Consider the following 19,403-nt stretch of genomic DNA (forward strand, 5'->3'; position numbering starts at 1 on the left):
AAAACTTTGTCCTGATGACAAAGTTTCGCTGGAAATATGATTGAGAACAACCAAAATGATCCCTTGGAAACAAGGGGTCATTCATGCTTGAGAATAAACGACATCTGTTCGATATCCCCAACGATATCGTCTATCTGAACTGCGCCTATATGTCGCCGCTATCACGCTCTGTTCAAGACGCGGGAGAGAGAGCGATCCAGCAGAAAATGCATCCATGGACCACATCCTCTGAAGATTTTTTCGGTAATAGCGAAAAAGCAAAATCCATGTTTGCAAAACTGATCAATGGGAATACACCTGATATCGCGATCATTCCCTCTGCGTCTTATGGCCTAGCTATTGCCGCAAAAAATATTGAGATTCAAAGAGGGCAAAAAATCCTTGTTCTTGAGGAGCAGTTCCCAAGCAACATTTATTGTTGGCAGGAACGAGCTAACGAAACAGGCGCTGTTGTAGCAACCGTTTCAGCGCCTGAAGATAAAGACTGGACTGCTGCTATTCTTGAAAATATTGACGATACTGTGGCTGTTGCAGCCCTTCCAAACAACCATTGGGCTGACGGTGGGCTACTTGATCTGGAAAAAATTGGCAATCAGCTCCGTAAAGTGGGGGCAAAGCTCGTTTTGGATGTCACTCAGTCCCTTGGGGTTCTTCCGTTTGACATTGAGAAAGTCCGACCCGATTTTCTGGTTGCGGCAGCCTATAAATGGTTGATGGGTCCCTACAGCATTGGGTTCATGTATGTGGCCCCCTCCTTTCAAAATGGTGACCCGATTGAGTATAACTGGTTAAACAGAGCAGGATCTGAGGATTTTTCTGGGCTGGTACGATATCAGGAAGCCTATCAACCGGGCGCCGTCCGATTTGATATGGGGCAACGTGCAAATTTCCAGCTTTTACCAATGGCTATTGCCGCCTTGGAACAACTTCTAGACTGGCAGCCCCATAAAATATACGAAACTATCGCTCAGATGAACCGAACCATCGCGACTGCCGCTAATGAAATCGGCTTGCAATCCATACCTGAGGCTTTACGAGCCCAACATTTCCTGGGTCTTGAGAAAAAAGGCGGCTTTGATCCAGATTTATTAAAAAAGCTGGCATCACGAAACATATACCTTTCAATGAGAGGGAATTCACTACGGGTTACACCGCATGTCTACAATACGCCCGAAGACACAGAAAAACTGATCACTGCACTGAGGGAACTAGTATGACTTTGGATATCCAAAAACTGCGCGAAGATACCCCCGGAACAAAAACCCGTATTCATTTGAACAATGCAGGCTCTTCTCTCATGCCCTTGCCGGTTTATCAGGCAGTCGTCGATCATCTGGATCTTGAGATGCAAATTGGCGGTTATGAAGCACATAACCGGGCAATGGCTGCGTTTGAGCGCACTTATGATGCTATTGCCGAGCTCATTAAATGCGATCGGAACGAAATTGCTCTCGTAGAAAATGCGACAGCGGGTTGGATGATGGGCTTTCATGGTCTGAACTTAACCAAAGGGGATCGTATCCTGACAGCAGAGGCTGAATATGCCAGTAACGTTATTACTTACCTGCAAGCCGCAAAGAACAAGGGCATCATAATTGATGTTGTTCCTTCCGATGAGTTTGGACAGATTGATATTGGTGAGTTGGAAAATCGAATTGATAAAGACGTGAAGCTGATTTCGATCAGCCATATTCCAACAAATGGGGGATTGATAAATCCTGCTTCAGAGGTTGGAAAAATCGCTAAAAAATATTCAATCCCTTACCTGTTAGATGCCTGCCAATCAGTAGGACAAATCCCAATCGACGTAAACGAAATCGGGTGCGACATGCTATCGGCAACAGGTCGAAAATATATGCGCGGACCTCGCGGAACGGGTTTCCTATACGTCCACAAAAACTTTATGGATAAACTGGAACCACCTTTTCTTGATTTACATAGTGCTGTCTGGACTAGCCGCGATAGTTACACGATGCGTGACGATGCACGGCGCTTTGAAAACTGGGAATTCAATATTGCGGCCATCATTGGGCTCGGGGTAGCAACAGATTACTTATTGAACATCGGTGAACAAGAGGCTTCTCAGAGGCTCTGTAGTTTAGCCGAAAAAGCAAGATTGAGATTATCGGAACTGCCCAACATTACAGTTCATGATCTTGGGCGGAAAAAAGGTGGAATGGTCACTTTTAGTCACTCTCAGATCCCGACGCCAGAAATCAAAGAAAGTTTAGCCAATGCGGGAATAAACGTTTCGACCTCATCCACCTCATCTACACGATACGATATGGAAAAAAGGCACCTCGACCTGATCGTTAGAGCCTCGTTCCACTATTACAATTCGGAGGAAGAATTAGAGCAATTTATCGCCGAAGTCGCAAAAATGTGAACGAGAAATGGCCGATTTCGGTCCCGTTAACCATCTTTGTTAAAGCAGTGTTAAGAATTAGTGATTAGAAATGTGAGCGTGGACCAAAAGGTCCTTACCGGTATAGAAATCCGAAAGGATACGTAATGTTATCTGCATCAATTGGCGCACAATCCGCCGCTGCCCAATATCAGGCTCCTGAGACAAAGCCAGCGGGTATTCAGGAAGAACTCTCCAATGTCGAGGGCACCAACCCTGAAGTGACCTCAGAAAATTCGGCCCCTGCCGTTCCCGCAACCAATAGTGCGCCGATTTCTGTCGATGCTGTAACAGCCCTTCAACAAGTTGAGGCCGAAGCGGCTCCAGAAACCCAACGAGGTGCTGATCCAGCGACAGCCGCAACAACTGGTCCTACTGAAGTGGGAACACCACCTGCAGAAGAAGCAGGTGTTGAAGCCGCAGCTCAACAAGTTCAGCAACTTGAAGAAGAAGGTAACCAATCCCGGGCAAATTCTGAAAATACAGTGGCAGCTTCTGAGGATACAGACACTGCCGGAAGGTCTGCACGGAACCCTATTGACCTTCAAATTTAAGGCAAACTTGTCTCGTGTTAGCAGCAGTTTCACATACTTCTTATGCAGTTTATGCACAAAGTTCGTTTGTGCTGGCTGATGGTATGAGCACGGGAAACGAGAAGAAATCTCACTCTCACGAGCAAACTGTCGATGCAGTGCATGCCAATACTTCCGCGCCCAAAACATCAGATGAACCTGCTCCATCTAGCAATGGACAACTCTCGAAAGAGATTGTGACAGCTCTTCAGGGCGAAGCAGGTCAAACCGAGACGACTGAGACGCAAGAAGATCAAAAGCCCGAAAGTCGTGACAATCTAGCTTCTCCAGAAGCTGGGCTTAGTGATGCAGAACTAGAACAAGTTGAAGACCTTAAAGCCCGAGATCGTGAAGTCAGAGCTCATGAGCAGGCTCATGCAGCTGTTGGTGGTCAATATGCGGGTTCACCGACCTATGAATATCAAACTGGCCCTGATCGCGTCCGGTACGCTGTTGGAGGTGAAGTAAAAATCGACGTCGCCCCTGTTCCTGGGGACCCATCTGCAACAATAACCAAAATGGACATCGTCATAAAAGCAGCTTTGGCACCTGCAGAACCGTCCAGTCAGGATCGTAAAGTTGCCGCCACCGCATCGAAGCAACGTGCTGAAGCTCAGGCTGAATTAAACGCCCAAAGGCAGGCAGAACTCGCGGGCGACGACCCGACAGAAACTGAAATTCCAGATGCAGCCACTATTTCTGGTTCTGGGTCGGCTCCGGCCAGCCCAATTATCAATCTATTCGCCTAAGCCGTTATTCGATAAATTCAAAGTGTGAGATAGTATGGCCGTGGTTCAACGGGCCATGTCCCTGCCCAAGACCGGGAGCAGTTTGAATCGCTTTTTCAACATATTGTATGGCACGCGCCACGCTCACACTCAAACCAAGGTTCTGAGCAAGGCCAGTTGCGATGGCAGATGAGAGTGTACAGCCTGTCCCATGTGTATGCTCAGTCCGAATGCGCGGATGCTCAAAATAATGAACATCTTCCTTGGTCATCAAGATATCAATCACGAGTTCACTATCTAAGTGCCCGCCTTTTACCAAAACAGCTTCACACCCCATTTTCAAAAGATCCGATGCCGCTCTTTTCATATCGTCGACAGTCGTAATTTCATAACCCACCAGCTTTTCAGCTTCTGGAATGTTTGGGGTCAACAATGTTGTATGACGCTTCAGCAACCGGTCTTTGATTGCAATCTCGGCATCTGAGGTGAGTAGCTCGGCTCCGCCTTTGGCGATCATAACCGGGTCCAAGACAACTGGCGGCAAGTCAGTGCAACCATCAAAATAGTCTGCAATCGCGTTAATCACTTCAACCCGATGAAGCATCCCTATTTTAATCGCATCGAGGCCGATATCCTCCTTGACCACACGAATTTGCTCAACGACGAAATCCGGTTCGACAGCCAAGACAGCACTGACGCCCATTGTATTTTGCGCAGTCAGAGCAGTGATAGCTGTCGCGCCATAACCTTTAAGGGCGGTAATGGCCTTGAGATCAGCCTGAATACCGGCTCCACCACCACTGTCTGAGCCCGCAATTGACAAGACACGTCCCTGCATCGGACTAGCTTCCTCTACTAAAAAATATGATTACGAAGCGGCTTTCTGAACTTCTTCCACAATATCATCAACAACCTGATTGACGAGATCCGTGTCCTCTCCTTCGCCCATCACTCGAATAAGAGGTTCCGTACCTGATTTCCGAATGAGCAAACGACCCGTAGATGCCAGCTTCTCTTCTCCATTTTTAATCGCACTTTGCACTGATGCAAGGCTTAAGGGATCAGTTGACCCATATCGAACATTCTTCAGAATTTGAGGGAAGGGTTCAAAACTGCGAGCAATTTCGCTTACCGGTTTTTGTTGCTCTACAATCACTGACAGGACCTGAAGCGCCGCAACCAATCCATCACCAGTCGTTGCGAAGTCACTCATGACCATATGACCAGACTGCTCGCCCCCAAGGTTATAGCCATGATTACGCATATGCTCGACGACATAGCGATCACCTACGGCAGTCCGAACCAAATCAAGCCCCTTACCTTTTAGGAATTTTTCCAATCCCATGTTTGACATGACAGTTGCAACCAAGCCGCCGCCTTTCAAGAGGTCACGTTCCGCCCAGCTTGCCGCAATCAGAGCCATTAATTGATCCCCATCAATCAAGTGCCCATTTTCGTCGCACATAATCAGACGATCAGCATCTCCATCCAAGGCAATCCCTAAATGTGCGCCGGTTTCAACAACCTTCTGACACATGGCATCTGTTGAAGTCGATCCGCATCCATCGTTGATGTTAAAGCCGTTAGGAGAAACACCAAGTGATATGACATCTGCTTCCAATTCCCAAAGCACAGTCGGCGCAACCTTGTAAGCCGCGCCATTTGCACAATCTACGACAATCTTAAGTCCCTTTAGCAATTGGTTTTTAGGGAAACTGCCTTTGGCAAACTCAATATATCTGCCAGGCGCATCATCCAGTCGCGTTGCTCTACCCAACAATTTGGGCGTCGCCACCTCGACTAAATCTGGATTTTCAATCCCAGCTTCAATTTCAAGTTCCACATCATCGGAGAGCTTATAACCATCAGGGCCAAATAACTTTATACCGTTATCTTCATAAGGGTTGTGCGAAGCAGAAATCATAACCCCAAGATCAGCCCGCAAGGATCGTGTCAACATCGCAATCGCCGGCGTAGGTAGCGGCCCGACCAAAATCACATCCATACCCACTGAAATAAATCCCGCAGTCAAGGCCGGCTCAATCATATAGCCAGATAGACGCGTATCCTTGCCAATAACAACCCGATGTCGAAAATTCCCGCGACCTGCAAATTTCTTGCCTGCAGCCTTTCCAACCTGCAACGCAATCTCGGCTGTCATCGGCAGTTTGTTAGCCGTCCCTCGAATACCGTCTGTTCCGAAATACTTCCGTGTCATAAGGCGTGTATCCCCCACAAAATGCCTTTGTATGCCATCTCAAATTTTAGGATAGAGGAGTATTGTCGATTGCTTGCCAAATTGCAATTGCCTGACGCGTTTCGACAACATCATGAACTCTAAAAATCTGGATACCTGCTTCTAATCCCGCCAATACAGTCGTTAATGATCCTGGCAGTCTTTCTTTAGGTCCTATGTCACCAGCGACTTTCGCAATGAATGACTTTCTAGAAGTCCCTAACAGAACTGGACATCCAAGAGCATGGAAAAAGCGCAAACCTTTCAGAAGAACAAGATTATGTTCAAGTGTTTTGCCAAACCCTATTCCCGGATCCAGCATGATCTTTTCACGATTAATTCCGTTTTCTACACACAGCTCCACGCGGGACCTCAAATAATCAATCACATCAAAAAGCGCATGATCATATTGCGGATTATCCTGCATGACCTTGGGGTCTGCTGAACTATGCATAAGGCAAACAGGCTTGCCACTGTTCACGGCGGTAGGAAGACTTTTTCCATCATATTCCAAAGCAGTGATATCATTTATCATGTTTGCGCCAGCAGCCAAAGCAGCTTGCATCACCTCAGCTTTACGCGTATCTACCGAAACTACTACCTCAGAAGCACTCATTTCTTGGATGATAGGAACAACACGTCCAATTTCATCTGCAACAGAAATTGTTTCAGCTCCTGGACGCGTACTCTCTCCGCCAATATCAAGAATATCGGCTCCTTGATTTAAAAGCTGTTTTGCTTGTGCCACTGCCGCCTTCGCACCAAAAAACTCCCCGCCGTCGGAGAAACTATCAGGTGTAACATTCACAATACCCATTACCAGGGGACCCATCTTTCCATAACAGGCCGGTAAATTTTCTAGCTTTTGCAAACAATCAATTTGAAAAAGAATACTCTCCTGATGGTGCGGGGAATTATCTGCGAGACGCCTAACATCTTCCATCGGATGATCAGCGAAATACAAAACTTCTGCACCTTGACGAATTGCTACCGTGAGTACAGTCGCATCATCCCGTCTCGCTCGAGCTAAATAGATATCCTGAGTGTGAGAAAGGCTCCGCATAACTGCGGAGCCTTTGTTTCCAATCGACATGAAACGTCCTTACGAACCCGGTTGAGGTTCCGGCTCAAATCCGCCGCCATCTGGATCAGACTTTTTATGACCATCAGCCTGAGGAACAGATGAACTCGGTCCCTGATCAGTTGTCGGATCGTCGTCTTCTGGACGATGAATATCTCCACCTTCCATCAGGATCTTGATTTCATCACCAGTTAGAGTTTCATATTCAAGAAGCCCTTTGGCAATCCGATGTAGCTGATCATTATGTTCCGTCAGAATTTTTCTAGCGGTTGCTTCGCCCTCTTCAACAAATCGGCGAACTTCCTGATCGATCAACTGCGCAGTCGCATCAGAGACATTTTTCTGCTGAGCTACTGAATGACCAAGGAAGACTTCTTCCTGATCAGCACTATACATGAGAGGTCCCAGCTTTTCAGATAGACCCCATTCAGTCACCATACGGCGCGCCATACCTGTCGCCATCTTAATGTCACCGGATGCACCGGTCGTGACCGCATCATGCCCAAAGATCATTTCTTCAGCAACTCGGCCGCCCATAGCAACCGCCAAATGTGCCAAACACTGATCACGACGCATTGAATAGCTATCCTTCTCAGGAAGGCGCATAACCATACCAAGCGCCCGACCACGCGGAATAATTGTCGCTTTATGTACAGGGTCAGACGCTTCCATGTGCATGCCAACCAACGCATGCCCACCTTCATGATAAGCGGTCAGCTTTTTCTCTTCTTCTGACATCACCATGGAACGACGTTCTGTTCCCATCATGACTTTGTCTTTGGCTTCCTCAAATTCTTGCTGAGTCACCAAACGACGCGACTTGCGCGCGGCCAGCAAAGCTGCCTCATTTACCAGGTTTGCCAAGTCAGCACCAGAGAACCCTGGGGTTCCACGAGCAATCGTCCGAGCATTCACATCGTTAGCCAACGGCACTTTACGCATGTGAACTTTGAGAATTTTCTCACGTCCCAAAATGTCTGGATTAGGGACAACAACCTGACGGTCAAAGCGTCCAGGGCGTAAAAGCGCTGGATCCAGAACATCAGGGCGGTTGGTCGCTGCGATCAGGATAACGCCATCATTGGCCTCAAAACCATCCATCTCAACAAGCAATTGGTTAAGTGTCTGCTCTCTTTCGTCGTTACCACCGCCAAGTCCAGCACCACGATGCCGTCCGACAGCATCAATTTCGTCGATAAAGATGATACATGGAGCATTCTTTTTACCCTGCTCGAACATGTCACGAACACGGCTTGCACCGACACCAACAAACATTTCCACAAAGTCCGAACCAGAAATCGTGAAGAACGGTACGTTTGCCTCCCCAGCAACAGAGCGCGCTAGAAGCGTTTTACCTGTACCTGGAGGTCCGACGAGCAAACAGCCTTTTGGAATTTTACCACCAAGCCGCTGATACTTCTGTGGGTTCTTGAGGAAATCCACCACTTCTTCAAGTTCTTCTTTAGCTTCCTCAATACCCGCAACATCTTCAAACGTTACGCGTCCTTGTTTTTCAGTCAGCAGTTTCGCTTTGGACTTACCAAAGCCCATAGCTTTACCACCGCCGCCTTGCATCTGGCGCATAAAGAAAATCCACACACCGATCAGAAGCAGCATTGGGAACCAGGACAGCAACGTTGCCATCAACAGGCTCCCCTCCTCTTCAGGGGCGGCTGTAATCCGAACATTCCGATTATTCAAGCGATCGACAAGTGAGTTATCCTGAGGTGCATATGTAGAATACGCCTGCCCATTATCATCCTTACCGGTGATATTTTGCCCCTGGATAGTGACGGCTGTAATCTGACCGTTGTCAACCATATCCAAAAACTGAGAGTAAGGTAGTTGGGCACCTGAAGTGCGCTGTGAGGAATTATCAAATATGTTGAAAAGAGCCACGGCCAGCATGCCGATAATGACCCAAAGTACCAGATTTTTTCCAAAAAGATTCACGGACAATACTTCCCATATTAATCCGCCGGAAACCCAACGGACCGAATTGAACAACCCCTATACTGAGGGAGATCTCTTAAATATAAGTCAATATACAAGACTTCCAAGGGTATGGATCAGATAAGACTAGCTTTCTGATCATCTAAGCGGAAGGAATAGCATTTCAAAATGTGTCATGGCAATGCCAGACTGCCCAGATCCCCCCAAAAACAGGGGTGCAGCAACAACTTTTGCACCTTTAAACACCGCTGGTAGGCTATTCCGTACAAAAACTGGCAGGTCGTGAATCTCAGAACGAATCTCATATTCTTGAATTTGTCGCCAACCTGCCGCCCCAATCTCCCGGATTTCGAGCTTCTCGTCTGCTTGCACTGGCAGGCTATTTTCTCCCAACTGAACATAAAAGCGGTGATCCCAGATCCAATCGGTTCCTTCGTCCAGCACCATTTTTTCCAGACCAGTGCGCCCCCTCTCTCGAAAAAATGTCAGCTCATCTTCCTGAAGCAGGACCCGACAGCCAGAGAGAGTAAAATCCAGTGCGCTAACTTCTTTATCGGAAAATTGAGTCAACAACTTTTCAAGGTCAGACAGTTTCACTCGAAATTGATGACCTCTCAGCCCTTGAATAAAACCCCCTAACACCCGCACGATGATTTCATCTGGCTCTTTCAACAGATTTGAAAGTGATACTGAAAAAAAACCAAACTCACTAACAATGACGCATTCACCCCAGAACCGTCTCACATAGTGTTCAAGTGCGGCATTAGATCTACTTAACCGTTTAATTGAAAGCTGAAATGAATTCTGTGTCGCGCCAGATAATGACACCAATGATTTCTGAATATTCCCAACTGCTGTCCGCGTAAACACAGGGTTCTCATTACTCGGATCTTCAATCCAGTCTTGATTACTGTTTTGCAAGTAAGCGCGCAGCTCACTACGCTGAAACTCCAATAGAGGCCTCACAATTTGCAGACCATAATTCTCGCTGAGCGGTGACAAACTCGTCAGCCCGTTCAGACCGCTCCCTTTTGAGAGACGCATCAAGAAAGTTTCCTGTAAGTCTTCCATCTGATGGCCAACAAAGAGATGATCTATCTTTTGGCTGCGGCAAGTCTCAGAAATTAAGGTATATCTGAGGTCTCTTGCATATTCCTGGACACCCTTGGAAGGCGCCTCACCAGATCCTTTAAGCACGAAGTGCTCTATTTGATAATCTTTCAACCATTGCCCTACGAGATCTGCTTCAGCAGCCGCTTCAGGCCGAAGCCGATGATCAACAGTCAAAGCTGCCAGATGTATAGAGTTTTGTGCGCACCATTGCTTCAGCAGTAAAGCGAGCGCCATGCTGTCCGAGCCACCAGATACTGCCACAGCTACTTTTTGCGGCAGTTTTTCAGACTGAAATAGCTCAGCAAGTTTTCTATCAAATCGATTTTGAATGGCCTGATCCATAACAGGCATCAACACATACTAAGTACATTTAAACTTTGTTTTTTCACGTTCAGCTATTCGTTTTAAACGGCTCGGCAGAATTTTAAATTGCTTTTCCATCTGCGAAAATGTCGCACATGCTTCCTTGACCTGATCCATCCGTCCCAGAGTCATTCCAAGCTTCAAGAGGTTATCCGCAGCCTTGGAGCTATCTGGATAACTTTGATACCCATTGAGAAAGGCAGAAGCCGCATTGTTATAATCGCCGCGAACGTAATAGGTCTCCCCAAGCCAGTATTGAGCATTTCCGGCCAAAGAATGTGTTTTGTTATTTTCCAGGAAAACAAGAAACGCCTGTTCAGCACCAGCATAATCATCACTTCGGATTAATCCCATTGCATGATTATAGAGTTCCTCAGGTTGCGCATTTGCTAAATCTACTGACTGCTCAGTTGCCGGTGTCCCGGTAACTGGAGCTCCCTCATTGTTGGCAGGTAATGTTCCAAGCAACTGTGTGCCTTTGGGAAGTTCCCCCCCCTCTGCAACTGAAGAGGGGGCCTGGTTGGTTGCTGGAGCTGGCAAAGTTGAGGAAACTGACGCTTGATTAGCATTCGGGTCTGTTACAGGAAGAGATTGCTGATTAGCAGGACGGCCTGCCAGTTGCTGTTCAATTTGCGTCAGCCGATAATCTACATCCAAAACCAGTTTATCCATCCGGCTTTTCATTTGATCCAGCTTGAAGTTCATTTCCTCAGTGGTGCCTGTAAGACGTCTTTGCTCCTGTTCCAGAGCATCAATTCTTGCAGACAAGATTGCAAAAGCTTCACCACCTCCAGAAACAGGCTGTGATGAGGAGCTGGACGCAGGCGGGGGAACATCGACCCCTTGAAACACCTTACGCTGAACCGAATTCAGGTCCGCTTCAAGTCGGTTGATACGGTCCAGAAGCGCCTGAACATCACTGCTTTGCGCTTTTACGGGAAAATTGGAAATAAAGAAAACAAAGCCTGAAGCAACCAGCAAAAGTCCCAACTTGGCAAGTAAGCTTTTACCAGAGTTGTCATTAAAGTCGCGCGCGACAGCTACAGCTTTAAACATTTACCTTTCCTTTTCCCACCAACTATATTGCATAAGCCTATTTTGTCTTAAGTAGTCCAATAATGTGTCTAAACAGAGGCTAAAAGACTATCAAGTTTAGGCATTAAAAAACCCGCTTCAAGTGCCAGCTGGACTGGACCGGAAGCGGGTTGATTTTCGCTCTGGCGTCAAATTAGTTGACGACCATTACACCCCGGCGGTTTTGTGACCAGGCTTCTTCATTATGACCAAGAGCAACTGGACGCTCTTTACCGTATGAGATTGTATCAACCCGTGATGAAGAAATTCCCAAGGTAACGAGGTAATTCTTCACAGCAGTTGCCCGGCGATCGCCGAGTGCCAAGTTGTATTCACGTGTACCGCGCTCGTCAGCATGACCTTCAACAGAAACAGTCACAGAAGGATTAGCCTTCAACCACTGAGCTTGCCGCTCAATTGTTGAGCGTGCTTCTGCTGTCAGATTGTACATGTCGAAACCGAAAAAGACACGATCACCGACATTAAGAACCAAATCTTCCTGACTACCAGGCTGGACGCTAGTTCCGCTATTTGATGAAGATACTGAGCCGCTAGAGCCAGAACCCGAACTCGCCTGGGACGAAGCTCCGCCACCAGAACTGTCACCGGAATCTGTAGGCGCAGTTTCACAGGCTGCGACCAATGCCAGCGCAGCAATCATACTCAAGAATTTTAGGCCAAGATTGAGCCGCATTTATTTAACTCCCATGTTATGGAAATTCGAATTACTGGGTATCACATGTATTAATACATCAGCGCAAGTATTAGATGAAGAATACAATAAGATAGACCCCCCGCAAGATATTTGTACCACTATACGTTTGCTCTAATCGAGAATCAAGGGCGACCACGCCGGATCTGACCCATCTCTCGGTGTTAGAACCTCTTGTTCGTTATAGCCTGTTAAATCGATTGACCACAAGCGAACTTTGTCTTGAATGGCTTCAGTTTTTCCCGGTATCTGACGGAAAAAGACCAAAACACGCCCATTCGGAGCCCAGGAAGGACCCTCGTTATGAAAACCTTCTGTCAGAATCCGCTCCTGTGAGCCGTCAGTTCTCATCACTCCGATGGAAAATTTGCCTCCTGTTAATTTTGTAAAGGCAATCAGGTCTCCACGCGGAGACCAAACGGGTGTGCCATAATTGCCACGCCCGAAGCTGATCCGGCGGGGATTTGAACCGTCGGAATTCATTACATACAATTGTTGACGCCCTCCCCGATCAGACTCAAACGTGATTTGAGTACCATCAGGTGAAAAAGAAGGCGCCGTATCAATACCTGGATGCCTAGTCAGACGTTTAATTGCCCGTGTTCGCAAATCCATGATGTAAATATCAGAGTTTCCATTCTCAGCCATACTCATGATGACCTGGTTTCCGGATGGCGAAAAACGAGGGGCAAATGTCATTCCAGGAAATTCGCCCAACACTTCTTGCTGGTTAGTATCAATATTCAACAAGTAAACCCGGGGCTTCTTGTTAAAATATGACAAGTACGTAATTTCCTGCTGGCTTGGAGAAAACCGCGGGGTTAGCACAAGGTTTTCACCATTCGTCAAAAATTGATGACGCGCACCATCCTGATCCATGATTGCAAGGCGTTTTACCCGTCGATTGGCAGGACCACTTTCAGAAACATATACAATACGGGTATCAAAATACCCTTCTTCACCTGTTAGGCGTTTGTAAATTGCATCAGCAACTTTATGAGCCACCCGGCGCCAATTAGTTGGTTGTGCTGTAAGTTCCTGTCCGATCAAGTACTGCTCTGCAAACACATCATACAGGCGAAACTGAACACGGATCTGACCATCTGGCAAAGCTTCGACATATCCAATAGACAATCCCTGTGCATCAATTTTTCGCCAGTTTGCAAAAACTGGAATGGCATTTATGTCATTGCTTTTTTCCAAGAATGCGCGGGGGTCGATCGGCTTAAACAAGCCAGAGCGCTCAAGATCAGCACGGACCACATCTGCAATTTTCTGCCCGACGATCGAGGCTGCTTCTGTTTGACTATAAAAATCAGTAATTGCAACTGGCAAGGGTTGTACATTGCCTTGCGTAATATCAATAGTCAGTTCTGCCTTCGCAAAGTGTGAAAAGAACATCGTGATCAGGAATAATACTGACCACAACCGCAATTGTCCCCTTGCGTTGCCAATCCCTCTCCTCATTGTCCAAACATCTCCCTCGGGTCAAAATTCAATATCGTAACACGCCATCTATCATACTTATCCTGCGGAAGTGTGTAAGGTTGACACAACAGTATCGCCCGAACTGCGCTCTCCGCTGCGATCTTTTCAAACCGCGTCTTATATCCACCGCTTTTCTGAATTTGCGGACTTCCCTGAACAGAACCGTCCCTATTCAGGTTGATGCGAACCTGAACAATAAGATCCTCTGCTTTTACACTTCCAGTTGGCGGCGACCAGCATTTCTGCACCTGCTGCTTAAACGCATCTTTTTCACTCAAGCTCAATGGCAGAGATAAATCTGCCCCCTTACTGGATGAGTTGGGCACTCTCTCAGCAGATTGAGACTTTTTTGTGTCAGTTCGTTCTGTAGGATCAGCTGCCGCCTCACGCTTTTTCTTGTCTAACAAAGCTGAAATACGGCTGAGATCAAACGTCTTCTCTTCTTTCTTTGGCTTCTCTTCCGCAACTTTCTTTTCAGGTGCCTTTGGAGTTGGTTTCGGCTTCGGTTTGATCTTTGGCTTTGGAATTGCTTTAGCAACCTCCTCAGCTGGCTTTTCTTCAACTTTAGGCACCGGTTCAGGCTCGGGTTCAGGTTCTGGCTCAGGCTCTGGTTCTGGAGTTGGCAAGGGTTCGGGCTCAGGCTCTGGTGCTGGCGCCGGCTTTGGAACGGGAGCTGGTTCTGGCTCTGGTTTCGGAGCTGGTTTGGGTTTTGGAGCTGGTTCTGGTTTCGGTTCTGGCTTTGGCTCGGGTTCCGGCTCTTTCTCCTTTTCCGGTTCAGGAGTTGGCTTAGGAAGATTAGTCACTTCTGCTATATCAACGATCTCAACTTCAATAACCGGTGTTTCCTCCAAGATATCGGGATCCTGAAATAACGGAATGCCAGCATACATCAGTACCATGATAACCAAATGGATAGCCGCAGATATGAGTGCAGAAACCTTCATGCCCAAACAGGATCCTAGTTGTCCGATTTCTCTTTCGGCAAGCCGGCAGAGACCATTGCGACTCGCGTATATCCTGCATCATGGATCTCACCCATTACCTGCAGAACACGTCCATAATTGACGTCCTTGTCTCCCCGAACGAAAATCCGCTGATCTTTTTTGGCGCCTGTGACCGCAGCCAGTTTATCAACAAGCCCTTCAAGACCAATTTCCAAGTCTTCAAGAAAGACCCTACCCTGTTGATCTACACTAATAACCAGTGGCTCATCATTTCCCTGGATTGCCTTTGATTTCGTTTCTGGAAGCTCTAACGGAACTCCGACGGTCAAGAGTGGTGCAGTCACCATGAACACAATCAAGAGCACCAGCATGACATCAACAAATGGCGTCACATTAATCTCTGACATGGCCTGATGACGACGCTTCCGACCCTTGCCTGTAAAAGCGTCATATTGGCTGTTCATTCCCATCAGCCCAGATCCAGTTGTCTGGAAAGGATTGCCGAGAATTCTCCTGCAAACCCTTCAAGCCGCGTAATGAAATGCTGTAGATCATTTGAAAATTTGTTGTAAGCAACCACAGCTGGGATCGCAGCGACCAACCCCAAGGCTGTAGCAAAAAGGGCTTCCGCGATGCCGGGAGCCACAACGGCAAGGCTTGTATCCTGGGTTGCTGCAATTGCCTGGAAACTATTCATAATCCCCCACACAGTTCCAAACAGGCCAATAAATGTTGCAGTCGACCCAACCGTAGCCAAGAAGCCGAGATATTTCTCGAGGCGCTCAACTTCTCGGTCAATCGCTACTCTCATGACCTGATGAATTCGAGCCTGTAATCCGGTGTGAATATGAGCATCAAATCCTTTTTCCGTGGATCGAAGCCATTCCCGCATGGCAGTTGAAAATAACATCGCGAGGGGATTATCAGGATTTTGGCCAACGCGCTTGTAAAGATCTTCTAGGTTTCCACCAGACCAGAAATCCTGTTCAAAATCATCGGCATCCGCTGTCACTTTTCTAAAGCGCAAAATTTTGTCGATGATAATTGCCCAACTCCAGAACGAGGCCAGTATCAACAAAATCATCACAAGCTGCACAACAATATCGGCTCTTAAAAACAAGTCGAACATCGACAAGTCATGGCTGATGGCCCCCAACTGTTCACCGACAGTTACATCATTTCCCATTCTTTCGTAGCTCCTGAGCTTTACATTACCGAGGCGAATTTATCTTTGATTTGAGGCGAAAACCGGGCAGGTCTTCCGCTTTTTTGCAAAAAAGCAATTCGAACCTTGCTTTTGATGAGGGTTTCGCCTTCTCGAAGGACATCCTGCGTCATCGTCAGAGAAGCCCCTTTCATCTCCGACAGCATGGTTTTCACAACCAATTGGTCTTCCAGAACAGCAGGCTTAAGGAATTCAAGATGACAATCTCGAACCACAAATGTGTGACCTTCTTCGGCCATCAATTGTTGCTGATTAATCTGTAAGATCTTCAGCAGGTCTGAACGAGCTCTCTCTGTGAATTTTAAATAATTGGCATGATACACAATTCCACCTGCATCAGTATCTTCCCAGTAAACGGTAACAGGAAACAGATGAAAAGTTACATCGTCATCTGTTCGAGACAACTGACCGTGTCCGATGAGCTCACTCATCCTCAGCCGACCTCTGGATCAAATCAAACTGATCGGAAACTTCCTTGGGGAAAAAGAGGCCCAGATGATCAAAAGCTGCTTTTGTCAAAAGCCGGCCGCGGGGTGTTCTTTGCAACAGGCCCTGCTGAATAAGATAAGGCTCGATGATATCCTCTATGGCATCGCGAGGTTCAGACAATGCAGCTGACAAGGTTTCAACTCCCACCGGACCACCACCAAAATCCTCTGCAATACGCAAAAGATATCGGCGGTCCATGGCATCAAGCCCTCGCTGATCCACTTCCAACCTCAAAAGTGCCCGATCAGCCTGCTCAGCAGTAACCATTGACTGTCCTTCAACAGCAGCAAAGTCACGAACGCGCCGAAGCAACCGACCCGCAACCCGCGGAGTACCCCGGCTACGCCGCGCAATCTCAGCAGCACCATCCTCGCTCAAACTAAAGCCCAAAACCTTTGCACCCCTAGAGACAATCAACTGCAATTCATCAGGCTCATAGAAATTCATTCGAAGTGGGATACCAAACCGCTCGCGAAGCGGGGTTGTAATCAGGCCAGATCTTGTCGTCGCCCCAACCAATGTGAAGGGTGGCAAATCTATCCGGACAGATCTTGCTGCCGGCCCCTCACCAATAATTAAATCAAGATGGAAATCTTCCATTGCAGGGTAAAGAATTTCCTCTACGGCTGGAGATAGCCGATGAATTTCATCAATAAATAAGACGTCATTCTCTTCCAGATTTGTCAACAGAGCTGCAAGATCACCGGCTTTAGTGATTACAGGACCAGCTGTTGCCCGAAAATTAACACCAAGTTCCCTGGCTACAATTTGAGAAAGTGTCGTTTTACCAAGACCCGGCGGCCCAAAAAACATCACATGATCCAGCGCATCCCCGCGCGCTTTTGCAGCCTGAATGAAAACACTCAAGTTTTCACGCACTTGGCGCTGACCAATAAAGTCATCGAGAGTTTGAGGTCTCAGATGTTTTTCGTTTTCATCTGTTTCATGAGGATTAGCACTGAGAAGTCGATCAGTTGTCATGCTGCCAACTCCTTCAGACCTTCGGTAATAAGCTGTTCAACTGTCGCATCTCCGCCAAGACGTCGACCCGCCGCAGCAACCGCCCCGAAAGCATCAGCACGACCATACCCCAGATTAACAAGAGCAGAAACAGCATCACCGGCAGCAGTCGCACTGGATACCTTGGGTATGTCTCCTGACCCAGCCGCTGCAGTAGAGGTTACTGTTTCAGTAAACGCGGCGGCACCCAGATCCATCTTAGCGACTTTATCCTTTAGTTCGGCGGTAATCCGACCCGCAACCTTAGGTCCAATTCCACTAACTCGAGTTAAAGCCGTTTTATCTTGTGAGGCCACGATTTGTGTCAATTCTTCCCCATTGTAGATAGACAATATTCCCAGTGCGACCTTGGCACCCACGCCTTGCACAGTCTGCAACAGGCTGAACCATGCTTTTTCACTGACGCTTTGAAAACCATAAAGGTGAATATGATCCTCACGAACATGCGTTTCGATGTGGATTGAGACAATACTTCCGTCTTGCGGCAAGTTTCTTAAGGTGCGAGCTGAGGCATAGACAAGGTATCCAACGCCATTAACATCAATAATCACCCAATCCTCACAGGATCCATCAACCTTACCGGTCAGTTTTGCTATCAAGGACGACCTCCCGCCATCTGAGTTGCAGCCTTCAGGCTTTTATTCGTACTCGCATAATGCGCATGGCAGATAGCGACGGCAAGCGCATCAGCAGCATGCTCGTTAGAAATTTTACATCCCGGTAACAACATACTGACCATAGCGTGGATTTGGTCTTTTCCTGCATGCCCCGCACCAACCACAGATTTCTTGATTTTATTTGGAGCATATTCAGTGACTGAAAGATTATGAAGCGCGGGCACAAGCAGTGACACGCCACGAGCCTGCCCAAGTTTTAAGGTTGAGACAGGATTTTTATTCACAAAGGTTTCCTCAACTGCTGCCTCATCTGGTTGCCAGTCAGCAATTACCTTTTCAAGTCCTTCATACAGCTGCACTAGCCGGGCAGAAAGATCATCAGATGCGTCAGAGGCGATAGCCCCATTCCCCAGATGCCTGAGAGAATTCCCCTTTGCTTCAATTATGCCCCATCCGGTAAAGCGTAATCCCGGATCCAAGCCAAGCAGACGCATGCTGACAGACCCCTATCTGTTATGAGTCACCCAACTTTTCCATGACTTCATCAGGAATATCAAAGTTGGCAAATACCTTTTGCACATCATCATTATCTTCCAGCACGTCAACCAGCTTAAAGATAGAATTTGCCTTATCTTCTGTTTCAACATCTACAGTGACGTTTGGCTTCCAGATAATGCCTGCTTCCTGTGGAGTCCCAAACTTATCTTCCAACGCACTTTGAACATCGTTGAAATCTTCACGAGAACAAGTGACCTCATGCATTTCATCTGAACTTTCAACATTTTCAGCACCAGCTTCCAAAGCGGCTTCAAAAATGTCATCCGCATCAATCTCTTCAGCGGTGTAAATCACCTGACCGATCTGATCGAACATGAAGCCAACTGCACCAGTCTCAGCAAGAGATCCACCGGATTTTGAAAATGCAGCCCGAACTTCTGCAGCTGTTCTGTTCTTGTTATCAGTCAACGCCTCCACAATCATGGCAACGCCGCCTGGACCATAGCCTTCATAACGGATCTCATCAAAGCTCCCGCCATCCGTATCGCCTGCAGCCCGCTTAATCGCCCGGTCGATATTGTCTTTCGGCATATTATCTGAACGGGCTGCCGCAATCGCTGTCCGCAATCGTGGGTTCATGGCAGGATCCGGCAAGCCAGTTTTTGCGGCTACAGTCAGTTCGCGAATATGCTTGGCAAAAATTTTGGCACGTTTCTTATCCTGCGCGCCCTTGCGATGCATAATATTTTTAAATTGTGAATGTCCTGCCATTACTCTTCTCTGCAAATCCGGGAATAAGAAGCGATCCCGATTAGTCTTGATAGTACCAACCACTCACTTGAAAAGCTGAGCGATCTCGAAAAACGATAAACACTATTTACCGCAT

Annotated in this window: 20 protein-coding genes; 4 read left to right on the plus strand and 16 right to left on the minus strand. The window is 47.4% G+C overall.

Translation table 11 applies throughout. The features are described from left to right. Positions 1-83: 83 nt before the first annotated feature. The 4 genes from HH301_RS15975 (at position 84) to HH301_RS15990 (ending at position 3,725) form a co-directional block, all read left to right on the plus strand. Positions 84-1,217 (plus strand): aminotransferase class V-fold PLP-dependent enzyme, encoded by a 1,134-nt coding sequence (locus HH301_RS15975; RefSeq protein ID WP_169570044.1) that lies wholly within the window; start codon positions 84-86, stop codon positions 1,215-1,217. Beyond that, positions 1,214-2,386, plus strand: a complete 1,173-nt coding sequence (locus HH301_RS15980) for an aminotransferase class V-fold PLP-dependent enzyme (protein ID WP_169570045.1) — start codon at positions 1,214-1,216, stop codon at positions 2,384-2,386. The genes HH301_RS15975 and HH301_RS15980 overlap by 4 nt, the downstream gene beginning before the upstream one ends. A gap of 125 nt (positions 2,387-2,511) precedes the next feature. Beyond that, the gene (locus tag HH301_RS15985; RefSeq protein WP_169570046.1) at positions 2,512-2,958 is read left to right on the plus strand and encodes a hypothetical protein; all 447 of its coding nucleotides are present in this window, start codon (positions 2,512-2,514) and stop codon (positions 2,956-2,958) included. Between the two features lie 83 nt (positions 2,959-3,041). Next, a complete protein-coding gene (locus tag HH301_RS15990; RefSeq protein ID WP_169570047.1) occupies positions 3,042-3,725 on the plus strand; it encodes a putative metalloprotease CJM1_0395 family protein in 684 nt (227 codons plus the stop codon). A gap of 4 nt (positions 3,726-3,729) precedes the next feature. On the opposite strand, the gene thiD is transcribed toward HH301_RS15990, so the two are convergent. The 16 genes from thiD to HH301_RS16070 form a co-directional block, all read right to left on the minus strand. Further along, positions 3,730-4,542, minus strand: a complete 813-nt coding sequence (thiD, locus tag HH301_RS15995) for a bifunctional hydroxymethylpyrimidine kinase/phosphomethylpyrimidine kinase (RefSeq protein ID WP_169570048.1) — start codon at positions 4,540-4,542, stop codon at positions 3,730-3,732. A 30-nt stretch (positions 4,543-4,572) separates the two neighbouring features. Further along, positions 4,573-5,922: a phosphoglucosamine mutase gene (glmM, locus tag HH301_RS16000; RefSeq protein ID WP_169570049.1), complete on the minus strand. Its 1,350-nt coding sequence runs from the start codon at positions 5,920-5,922 to the stop codon at positions 4,573-4,575. A gap of 46 nt (positions 5,923-5,968) precedes the next feature. Continuing rightward, positions 5,969-6,904, minus strand: a complete 936-nt coding sequence (gene folP, locus HH301_RS16005) for a dihydropteroate synthase (RefSeq protein WP_206378381.1) — start codon at positions 6,902-6,904, stop codon at positions 5,969-5,971. Positions 6,905-7,042: 138 nt separating this feature from the next. Then, the gene (ftsH, locus tag HH301_RS16010; RefSeq protein ID WP_169570050.1) at positions 7,043-8,974 is read right to left on the minus strand and encodes an ATP-dependent zinc metalloprotease FtsH; all 1,932 of its coding nucleotides are present in this window, start codon (positions 8,972-8,974) and stop codon (positions 7,043-7,045) included. 138 nt (positions 8,975-9,112) lie between these two features. Further along, positions 9,113-10,438, minus strand: a complete 1,326-nt coding sequence (tilS, locus tag HH301_RS16015) for a tRNA lysidine(34) synthetase TilS (protein ID WP_169570051.1) — start codon at positions 10,436-10,438, stop codon at positions 9,113-9,115. A gap of 9 nt (positions 10,439-10,447) precedes the next feature. Beyond that, positions 10,448-11,506 carry a tol-pal system protein YbgF gene (gene ybgF / locus HH301_RS16020; RefSeq protein ID WP_169570052.1) on the minus strand — a complete coding sequence of 353 codons (1,059 nt, stop codon included), beginning with the start codon at positions 11,504-11,506 and terminating at the stop codon, positions 10,448-10,450. 172 nt (positions 11,507-11,678) lie between these two features. Beyond that, the gene (pal, locus tag HH301_RS16025; protein ID WP_169570053.1) at positions 11,679-12,218 is read right to left on the minus strand and encodes a peptidoglycan-associated lipoprotein Pal; all 540 of its coding nucleotides are present in this window, start codon (positions 12,216-12,218) and stop codon (positions 11,679-11,681) included. 132 nt (positions 12,219-12,350) lie between these two features. Then, positions 12,351-13,637: a Tol-Pal system beta propeller repeat protein TolB gene (gene tolB / locus HH301_RS16030; protein ID WP_420821194.1), complete on the minus strand. Its 1,287-nt coding sequence runs from the start codon at positions 13,635-13,637 to the stop codon at positions 12,351-12,353. A 62-nt stretch (positions 13,638-13,699) separates the two neighbouring features. Beyond that, positions 13,700-14,668, minus strand: a complete 969-nt coding sequence (locus HH301_RS16035) for a cell envelope integrity protein TolA (protein ID WP_169570055.1) — start codon at positions 14,666-14,668, stop codon at positions 13,700-13,702. A 14-nt stretch (positions 14,669-14,682) separates the two neighbouring features. After that, a complete protein-coding gene (gene tolR / locus HH301_RS16040) occupies positions 14,683-15,138 on the minus strand; it encodes a protein TolR (protein ID WP_169570056.1) in 456 nt (151 codons plus the stop codon). Next, complete coding sequence (gene tolQ / locus HH301_RS16045) at positions 15,138-15,854, minus strand: protein TolQ (protein ID WP_206378383.1); 717 nt, start codon at positions 15,852-15,854, stop codon at positions 15,138-15,140. Before tolQ ends, tolR begins: the two co-directional genes overlap by 1 nt. Before the next feature lie 20 nt (positions 15,855-15,874). Further along, on the minus strand, positions 15,875-16,324 hold the full coding sequence (gene ybgC / locus HH301_RS16050; RefSeq protein WP_169570057.1) for a tol-pal system-associated acyl-CoA thioesterase: 450 nt from the start codon (positions 16,322-16,324) through the stop codon (positions 15,875-15,877). Next, positions 16,317-17,363: a Holliday junction branch migration DNA helicase RuvB gene (ruvB, locus tag HH301_RS16055; protein WP_169570058.1), complete on the minus strand. Its 1,047-nt coding sequence runs from the start codon at positions 17,361-17,363 to the stop codon at positions 16,317-16,319. The genes ybgC and ruvB overlap by 8 nt, the downstream gene beginning before the upstream one ends. Beyond that, positions 17,360-18,001: a Holliday junction branch migration protein RuvA gene (ruvA, locus tag HH301_RS16060; protein ID WP_169570059.1), complete on the minus strand. Its 642-nt coding sequence runs from the start codon at positions 17,999-18,001 to the stop codon at positions 17,360-17,362. The genes ruvB and ruvA overlap by 4 nt, the downstream gene beginning before the upstream one ends. Continuing rightward, positions 17,998-18,513, minus strand: coding sequence for a crossover junction endodeoxyribonuclease RuvC (gene ruvC, locus HH301_RS16065; protein WP_169570060.1), 516 nt, complete (start codon positions 18,511-18,513; stop codon positions 17,998-18,000). The genes ruvA and ruvC overlap by 4 nt, the downstream gene beginning before the upstream one ends. A gap of 19 nt (positions 18,514-18,532) precedes the next feature. Then, entirely contained in the window at positions 18,533-19,288 is a 756-nt protein-coding gene (locus HH301_RS16070) for a YebC/PmpR family DNA-binding transcriptional regulator (RefSeq protein ID WP_169570061.1), read from the minus strand. Between the last annotated feature and the right edge of the window lie 115 nt (positions 19,289-19,403).

Source organism: Sneathiella limimaris, assembly GCF_012932565.1.
GTDB lineage: Bacteria > Pseudomonadota > Alphaproteobacteria > Sneathiellales > Sneathiellaceae > Sneathiella > Sneathiella limimaris.

Bases quoted from the DNA above. Each gene is read 5' to 3' on its own strand.
- HH301_RS15975 (WP_169570044.1), top strand. From the start codon at position 84: ATGCTTGAGAATAAACGACATCTGTTCGATATCCCCAACGATATCGTC.
- HH301_RS15980 (WP_169570045.1), top strand. From the start codon at position 1,214: ATGACTTTGGATATCCAAAAACTGCGCGAAGATACCCCCGGAACAAAA.
- HH301_RS15985 (WP_169570046.1), top strand. From the start codon at position 2,512: ATGTTATCTGCATCAATTGGCGCACAATCCGCCGCTGCCCAATATCAG.
- HH301_RS15990 (WP_169570047.1), top strand. From the start codon at position 3,042: ATGAGCACGGGAAACGAGAAGAAATCTCACTCTCACGAGCAAACTGTC.
- thiD (WP_169570048.1), bottom strand. From the start codon at position 4,542: ATGCAGGGACGTGTCTTGTCAATTGCGGGCTCAGACAGTGGTGGTGGA.
- glmM (WP_169570049.1), bottom strand. From the start codon at position 5,922: ATGACACGGAAGTATTTCGGAACAGACGGTATTCGAGGGACGGCTAAC.
- tilS (WP_169570051.1), bottom strand. From the start codon at position 10,438: ATGCCTGTTATGGATCAGGCCATTCAAAATCGATTTGATAGAAAACTT.
- ybgF (WP_169570052.1), bottom strand. From the start codon at position 11,506: ATGTTTAAAGCTGTAGCTGTCGCGCGCGACTTTAATGACAACTCTGGT.
- pal (WP_169570053.1), bottom strand. From the start codon at position 12,218: ATGCGGCTCAATCTTGGCCTAAAATTCTTGAGTATGATTGCTGCGCTG.
- tolB (WP_420821194.1), bottom strand. From the start codon at position 13,637: ATGTTCTTTTCACACTTTGCGAAGGCAGAACTGACTATTGATATTACG.
- HH301_RS16035 (WP_169570055.1), bottom strand. From the start codon at position 14,668: ATGAAGGTTTCTGCACTCATATCTGCGGCTATCCATTTGGTTATCATG.
- tolR (WP_169570056.1), bottom strand. From the start codon at position 15,138: ATGGGAATGAACAGCCAATATGACGCTTTTACAGGCAAGGGTCGGAAG.
- tolQ (WP_206378383.1), bottom strand. From the start codon at position 15,854: ATGGGAAATGATGTAACTGTCGGTGAACAGTTGGGGGCCATCAGCCAT.
- ybgC (WP_169570057.1), bottom strand. From the start codon at position 16,324: ATGAGTGAGCTCATCGGACACGGTCAGTTGTCTCGAACAGATGACGAT.
- ruvB (WP_169570058.1), bottom strand. From the start codon at position 17,363: ATGACAACTGATCGACTTCTCAGTGCTAATCCTCATGAAACAGATGAA.
- ruvC (WP_169570060.1), bottom strand. From the start codon at position 18,513: ATGCGTCTGCTTGGCTTGGATCCGGGATTACGCTTTACCGGATGGGGC.
- HH301_RS16070 (WP_169570061.1), bottom strand. From the start codon at position 19,288: ATGGCAGGACATTCACAATTTAAAAATATTATGCATCGCAAGGGCGCG.